A 5,952-nucleotide genomic window follows, 5' to 3' on the forward strand; every position below is an offset into this window, starting at 1 on the left:
TGTCCGGAGGCGCCGCCAAAACAAATGAGGCGGGCACCGGGCCCGCCTCATTCACGTCGGATATCGTTTGAGAAAGCTCAGTAGCACGCGCGCGGATCGGCCTGCACGTACTGGCCGTTCGGATAGCGGTAGTAGCAATTGCCCTGAGCCAGATAGTAGCCGGGCTGCGATGCCGCGGTGGCGCCCGCGATCGCGCCGGTCGCGCCGCCGAGAACCGCACCTGCGGCCGCCCCGGTTGCGTTGCCCGAAATCAGGCCGCCGAGCACGCCGCCGACGATGGCGCCACCAAGCGCGCTTGCGCCGGGATCGGCCGGCGGTGGCGGCGGAGGCGGTGCGTAGGCGACAGGCGGTGGCGGCGGCGCATAGGCCACCGGCACGTCGTCGATATAATCTTCGGAGATGTAGGCGGGCGGGCCGTCCATCCGCTGCGGATAATAATACCACGCGCCGCCGACGTCCCACCACCAGCCGGAGCGGCCGTTGCGGACCTCGTGGCGCCAGCGCCCGCCATCCCAGGCGCGATTGCCGCGATAGGCGTGTCCGCCCCAGTCGCGCTCCGGTGCGGGACCGCGCGCCATATAGCGTCCCGGCGGAGGGCCGCCGGCGCCGTGTGGACCAGGACCGGGACCGGCATGGGCCGGGCCGCCGGGCTGCGGCGCAGGCCGAGCGGCCTGCTGCGGCGGGGGTCCCTTGCGCATGTTCTGCGGATTGTGCTGCGGCGCGCCTGCGCCCGGCCCCGGCGGTTGGCCGGCGTCCCTCGGCGGCCGGGCCTCCTGCGCCTGCGCCGAGAGCGCGAGCAATGACATGGCCGAAACCAAGGGAATGATGATCTTCATGCGGCTGGACGCACTCATGCGTGCTTGACCCCCTGCTCTTCTCGATTGCCGTGGTGCCTGCGCGATAGCCGATTCGGGTCGCGCATGGCTGATGCCGGCGGACATAACTGACCTGCCTGATCGGCTATGTCCCGTTACAAATGTTTAAGATCACGGCAATTTTTCGGCCCCACAGAGCTGCAGAGGGTCGCGCTGGACCCCTTCTAGCGGGCCGGCTCGATCACATTGCAGTTGCTGCGCCCCGACATCAGGCAGTCCTGCATCCTGCTGGCGGCGGTGAGATCACGGGCAAGCCACCAGCCGACGCCGAGGATCACGATGGCGATGATCAATCCGGCGATCGCGCCGCGGCGGTTGTTGCCGGATCGGGCCGCCGGTTGCGATTTTGGTTGAGATTTGGGCTTCTCACCGGGTACGGGCTTGGGCATGGGGGCTTGGGCATGGGGGCTTGGGCATGGCTACCTGATCGCGCGGTCGAGACGGCTTATCACCTCTGCGACGTCGCGTCACATCCCGATCGGTCACATCCCGATCAGCCAACCCAGTTCAGCCACGGGTCGGCCTGACCAGGTCCTTGCGCGAGGTTTCGATCGCCGGGGTTGCCTGCTGGCCCCGCGGCGCGCAGGTCGTGAGCACGAAAGCGGTCTGACTGCACTCCCATCCTGCACCCAGGACGGCATTCTCGATCGGCTGCGGACGGGCGAGCACGAACGCAGCCCCGGCCAGCGCCACCACCGCAAAGGTGATTGCGAGCGCCTTCAGGCTGAGCCGGAAGATGGTCATGCTGTGCTCCGTGTCGTCTCGGGGCGGACGCTAGGCGTCGCCCCCACCGCCCTTTATGAGGGACATCACAATTCGGCAGCTATTCCGGGCTACGAATGGATCGGCTGGTCCAGCGATTTTTCGTCTACCTGATCGGCTGCGATTATGGGTGGCTTTGCGGCGCGCATGGATGTACACGCTGGCGTCACGCGGCATGCGTTTGATGCGGCCTGCGTACCCACCGACTTGATGTAGGATTGAAAGCGAGGATGACAAGGTTCGTTCGATGAGTGGATTCAGGGAACCAGGCTTCACAGACCGGCAGAAGGCGGCGCAGGAAGCACGCAAGAACCTTTTGAACAAGTTCAAGTCGCAGCCGGGGCCCGATGATCCCGCGGTCTTGGCGAAGCGTGCCGAGCGCGAGGCCCTGGCGGCCAAGCGCGCCGAGGCAAAGGCTGCGCGCGAGGCGGAAAAGGCCGAGGAGAAGCGCCGCGAGGAAGAAGCTGCGGCGCTGGAAGCCGCGCGGATCGCCCGCGAAGCGGAAGAAGCGGCCGCGAAGGCGGCTGAACTCGAGGCCGAGCAAAAGGCCAAGCGCGACGCCCGCTACGCCGCCCGCAAGGCCAAGCGCAAGTAACGTTCACAAGTAGCGTTCAATTGAAATTGAACTGAGGTGCGCCTCGGTTCACGCATCAGTGCGACACGGGGTTACCAGGTCCGCGCGCATGCGCGGCCCGATGACAGGCGCCGGATCCGAATGTCGAAACGCCGGGCCCGCCTCGACGAGGCGCGCCCTGGCATGACGGCGTGAGATCAGTTCTTCTTCATCATCYCGTCGTCCTTCTTCATTCCATCCTTGGACATGTGGTCCTTCTTCATGCCGTCGTCCTTGGACATGGTGTCCTTCTTCATGCCGTCCTTGGACATCGTGTCCTTCTTCATCATGCCGTCATCCTTGCCCATCTTGTCCTGAGCAAAGGCGGCCGGCGAGAGCGCGAGGCCGAGCGAGAGAGCGGCAGCCGAGACGCCGAGCACGATGCGGGTGCGAATGGTCATGAGTCGTGTTCCCTTCGAGATGGTGTTTGTCAGCGACGGATGCCGCTACCCAGACTCGACGGATCGCGACGCGGCGTTGTTACGCGGCCGGCGATAAATTTCTGCGTGCCTGCTGCCCTCCATCGTCCGCAGGAATCGCGCGTGTCCAACGGGATCGGGAGTGTGCAGCGCAACAAAGCCAACACTTGCCGCGGCATTCGGTCTCGAACTATCAGATGAGAGAATATCGGGTGAAAGACCGGCTAGGATGGGCCTCTGCGCCGGTCTCATGACCCGCCCAAATCAACACCGAACAAGAATCGTCCAAGGGGATCAAACCATGTTCACGCGTCGTCACCTGCTCGCGACCGCCGTCGCGGCACCCGCCATTCTCCGCTTCGGCACTGGCACCGCGCATGCCGCGACCACGCTGAAGATCTCGCACCAATTCCCGGGCGGCACCATCGACAAGGGTGATTTCCGCGACCGGCTTTGCCGCATGTTCGCCGCCGAGGTGGCCAAGCGCAGCAATGGCGACATCGCCGCGGAGATCTATCCGAACTCCTCGCTGATCAAGACCAACGCGCAGTTCTCCGCGATGCGCAAGGGCGCGCTCGACATCAGCCTCTATCCGATGCCTTACGCCGGCGGCGAATTGCCAGAAACGAATATCGGCCTGATGCCGGGTCTCGTCACCACCTACGATCAGGGCCTGCGCTGGAAGAAGGAACCGATCGGCAAGGCGCTGACCGATTTCCTCGCCGACAAGGGCATCATCCTGCTCACCTGGGTCTGGCAGGCCGGCGGCGTCGCCAGCCGCTCCAAGCCGATCGTGGCGCCCGAAGACGCCAAGGGCATGAAGGTGCGCGGCGGCTCGCGCGAGATGGACATGGTGCTCCAGACCGCCGGCGCCTCGGTGCTGTCGGTGCCCTCGAACGAAATCTACGCGGCGATGCAGACCGGCGCCTGCGATGCCGGCATCACCTCCTCGACCAGCCTGATCTCGTTCCGCCTCGAGGAGGTCGCGAAGTCGCTGACATCAGGCGCAGGCGCCTCCTACTGGTTCATGCTGGAGCCGCTGATGATGTCGAAGGCGATCTTCGACAAGCTGCCGAAGAACCAGCAGGACGTCCTGCTCGCGGTCGGCACCGAGCTCGAAGCCTTCGGCCGCAAGGGCGCGCAGGACGACGACGTCGAGGTCGCCAAGGTCTACGAGAAGGCCGGCGCCAAGGTCTCTGCGCTCGATGCGGCCACCGTCGGCAAGTGGCGCGACATCGCCCGCGACACCGCGTGGAAGGATTACGGCGCCAAGACCGCGACCTCGGCGAACCTGCTCAAGCTCGCCTCCGACGTCACGGCATGAGCCACGGTCCGCTTCCGGATCGCGATGACCAGGCGAACGCTGYCGCGGGCAACAGCCCTGCGGCGGCGATCGATCGCGGTCTCGCCGTCCTCAACAACGTCATCGTCGTGTTCGCGGCGATCGCGCTGATCGCGGCCTGCGGGATTCTGAGCTACAGCGTGCTCAGCCGCGCGCTGTTCAAGGCCGCCAACTACTGGCAGGACGAGGCCGCCGTCTTCCTGCTGGTCGGCGCCACCTTCATGACGGCCGCCTATGTGCAGCAGAATCGCGGCCATATCGGCATCGAGGCCTTTGTCGGGCTGCTCTCGCCGCTGGCGAACAAGGTCCGGCTCTGGCTCGTCGACGTCGCGACGTTCCTCTTCTGCGCCTTTTTCACCTGGAAATCCTGGACGCTGGCGCACGAGGCCTATGTCGACGGCCAGGTCTCGAACTCGATGTGGTCACCGCCGCTCGCAATTCCCTATACGCTGATGGCGCTCGGCATGAGCCTGCTCTGCGTCCAGATTCTCGTGCAGCTTGCGCTGCCTCTCACCGGAGCCAGGCGGCCATGAGCGTTTTCGGTATCGGCCTCGCTTACGCGATTGCGACGCTGGTCGTGATGTTCTCGGGCATGCCCATTGCGTTTGCCCTTGGCGCGGTCGCGGTCGTGTTCATGGGCATCTACATGCCCGCTGCTTCGCTGGATACGGTGACGCAGAACGTCTACGAGGAGATGGCCTCGATCACGCTGCTGTCGATTCCGCTCTTCATCCTGAAGGGCGCCGCGATCGGCAAATCGCGCGCCGGCCAGGATCTCTATTTGGCTCTGCATGCCTGGCTGCATCGCGTGCCCGGCGGCCTCGGCGTCGCCAACGTGTTCGCCTGCGCGCTGTTCGCGGCGATGGCGGGCTCGAGCCCAGCGACCTGTTCGGCGATCGGCTCGGCCGGCATCCCCGAGATGCGCAAGCGCGGCTATTCCGGCGGCTTTGCCGCCGGCATCATCGCCGCCGGCGGCACGCTCGGCATCCTGCTGCCGCCCTCGATCACCATGATCCTGTTTGCGGTTGCCGCCGAAAAATCGCTCGGCCGCCTCTTCCTCGCCGGCATCGGACCCGGCCTGCTGCTGGTCACGCTGTTCGGCGCCTACGCCGTGATCCGCTTCCGCCGGGAATATGCCGCGGCCGAGGCGGTCTACAAGAACGGCGGCCCCGAAGCGGCGATCCTCGCCCGCGACGAGTACACGCTCGCGGAACGTTTCAGCGTGCTGCCCCGCGTGATCCCCTTCGTGCTGCTGCTCACCGGCGTGATGATCGCCCTCTATGGCGGCTACGCCACGCCGTCGGAAACCGCCGGCCTCGGCGGACTTCTGGCGCTGGCGCTGATCGCGGCGATCTACAGCGTGTGGCGGCCGAGCGACCTCGGGCCGATCATGAAGTCGACGATCCGGGAATCGACCATGCTGATGATGATCATCGGCATGTCGCTGCTGTATTCCTACGTGATGAGCTATCTGCACATCTCGCAGTCGGTCGCCGAGTCCGTCGTCGCGATGCATCTGCCGCGCTGGGGATTGCTGTTCGCAATCCTCGTCATGGTCGTCGTGCTCGGCTTCTTCCTGCCGCCGGTCTCGATCATCCTGATGACGGCGCCGATCATCCTGCCGCCGCTGCGGGCCGCCAATTTCGACATCATCTGGTTCGGCGTGGTCATGACCATCGTGATGGAGATGGGGCTGATCCATCCACCCGTGGGGCTGAATATCTTTGTCATCCGCAACGTCGCGCCCGACATTCCCCTGAGCGAGGTGATCTGGGGCACGTTGCCGTTCGTGCTGCTGATGATGCTCGCGGTGCTGTTGCTGTGCTTCGTGCCGGGCATCTCGACCGCGCTGCCGGACCTGGTGATGGGGCCGGACGGGAGCAGGTAGCGGGAGGAGCCGTTGGCGCAAGGCGGTCCAGGCATCGGCGGCTATCTCATTCT

The 5,952-nt window shown here is 65.5% G+C and carries 8 protein-coding genes; 4 read left to right on the forward strand and 4 right to left on the reverse strand.

The features are described from left to right. Positions 1-77 precede the first annotated feature (77 nt). From ACXJL8_RS31390 to ACXJL8_RS31400, 3 genes are all read right to left on the reverse strand, one after another. Positions 78-854, reverse strand: coding sequence for a hypothetical protein (locus ACXJL8_RS31390; RefSeq protein WP_456623872.1), 777 nt, complete (start codon positions 852-854; stop codon positions 78-80). Positions 855-1,039: 185 nt separating this feature from the next. Continuing rightward, positions 1,040-1,264: a DUF2273 domain-containing protein gene (locus ACXJL8_RS31395; RefSeq protein WP_456623873.1), complete on the reverse strand. Its 225-nt coding sequence runs from the start codon at positions 1,262-1,264 to the stop codon at positions 1,040-1,042. A 118-nt stretch (positions 1,265-1,382) separates the two neighbouring features. After that, complete coding sequence (locus ACXJL8_RS31400; protein WP_456623874.1) at positions 1,383-1,619, reverse strand: hypothetical protein; 237 nt, start codon at positions 1,617-1,619, stop codon at positions 1,383-1,385. A 265-nt stretch (positions 1,620-1,884) separates the two neighbouring features. Here ACXJL8_RS31400 and ACXJL8_RS31405 point away from each other — a divergent pair, with 265 nt between their 5' ends. Beyond that, positions 1,885-2,232, forward strand: a complete 348-nt coding sequence (locus ACXJL8_RS31405) for a DUF6481 family protein (RefSeq protein WP_456623875.1) — start codon at positions 1,885-1,887, stop codon at positions 2,230-2,232. A 176-nt stretch (positions 2,233-2,408) separates the two neighbouring features. Here ACXJL8_RS31405 and ACXJL8_RS31410 read toward each other — a convergent pair whose 3' ends face one another. Then, positions 2,409-2,651: a pentapeptide MXKDX repeat protein gene (locus ACXJL8_RS31410; protein WP_456686184.1), complete on the reverse strand. Its 243-nt coding sequence runs from the start codon at positions 2,649-2,651 to the stop codon at positions 2,409-2,411. A gap of 319 nt (positions 2,652-2,970) precedes the next feature. On the opposite strand from ACXJL8_RS31410, the gene ACXJL8_RS31415 reads away from it, so the two are divergent. From ACXJL8_RS31415 to ACXJL8_RS31425, 3 genes are read left to right on the forward strand one after another with little or no spacing between them, the layout of a single operon-like run. Beyond that, on the forward strand, positions 2,971-3,993 hold the full coding sequence (locus ACXJL8_RS31415; protein WP_456623876.1) for a TRAP transporter substrate-binding protein: 1,023 nt from the start codon (positions 2,971-2,973) through the stop codon (positions 3,991-3,993). Next, on the forward strand, positions 3,990-4,544 hold the full coding sequence (locus ACXJL8_RS31420) for a TRAP transporter small permease (RefSeq protein ID WP_456686185.1): 555 nt from the start codon (positions 3,990-3,992) through the stop codon (positions 4,542-4,544). Before ACXJL8_RS31415 ends, ACXJL8_RS31420 begins: the two co-directional genes overlap by 4 nt. Continuing rightward, positions 4,541-5,899 carry a TRAP transporter large permease gene (locus ACXJL8_RS31425; protein WP_456623878.1) on the forward strand — a complete coding sequence of 453 codons (1,359 nt, stop codon included), beginning with the start codon at positions 4,541-4,543 and terminating at the stop codon, positions 5,897-5,899. The genes ACXJL8_RS31420 and ACXJL8_RS31425 overlap by 4 nt, the downstream gene beginning before the upstream one ends. Positions 5,900-5,952 lie beyond the last annotated feature (53 nt).

The organism is Bradyrhizobium sp. P5_C11_2 (assembly GCF_054049755.1).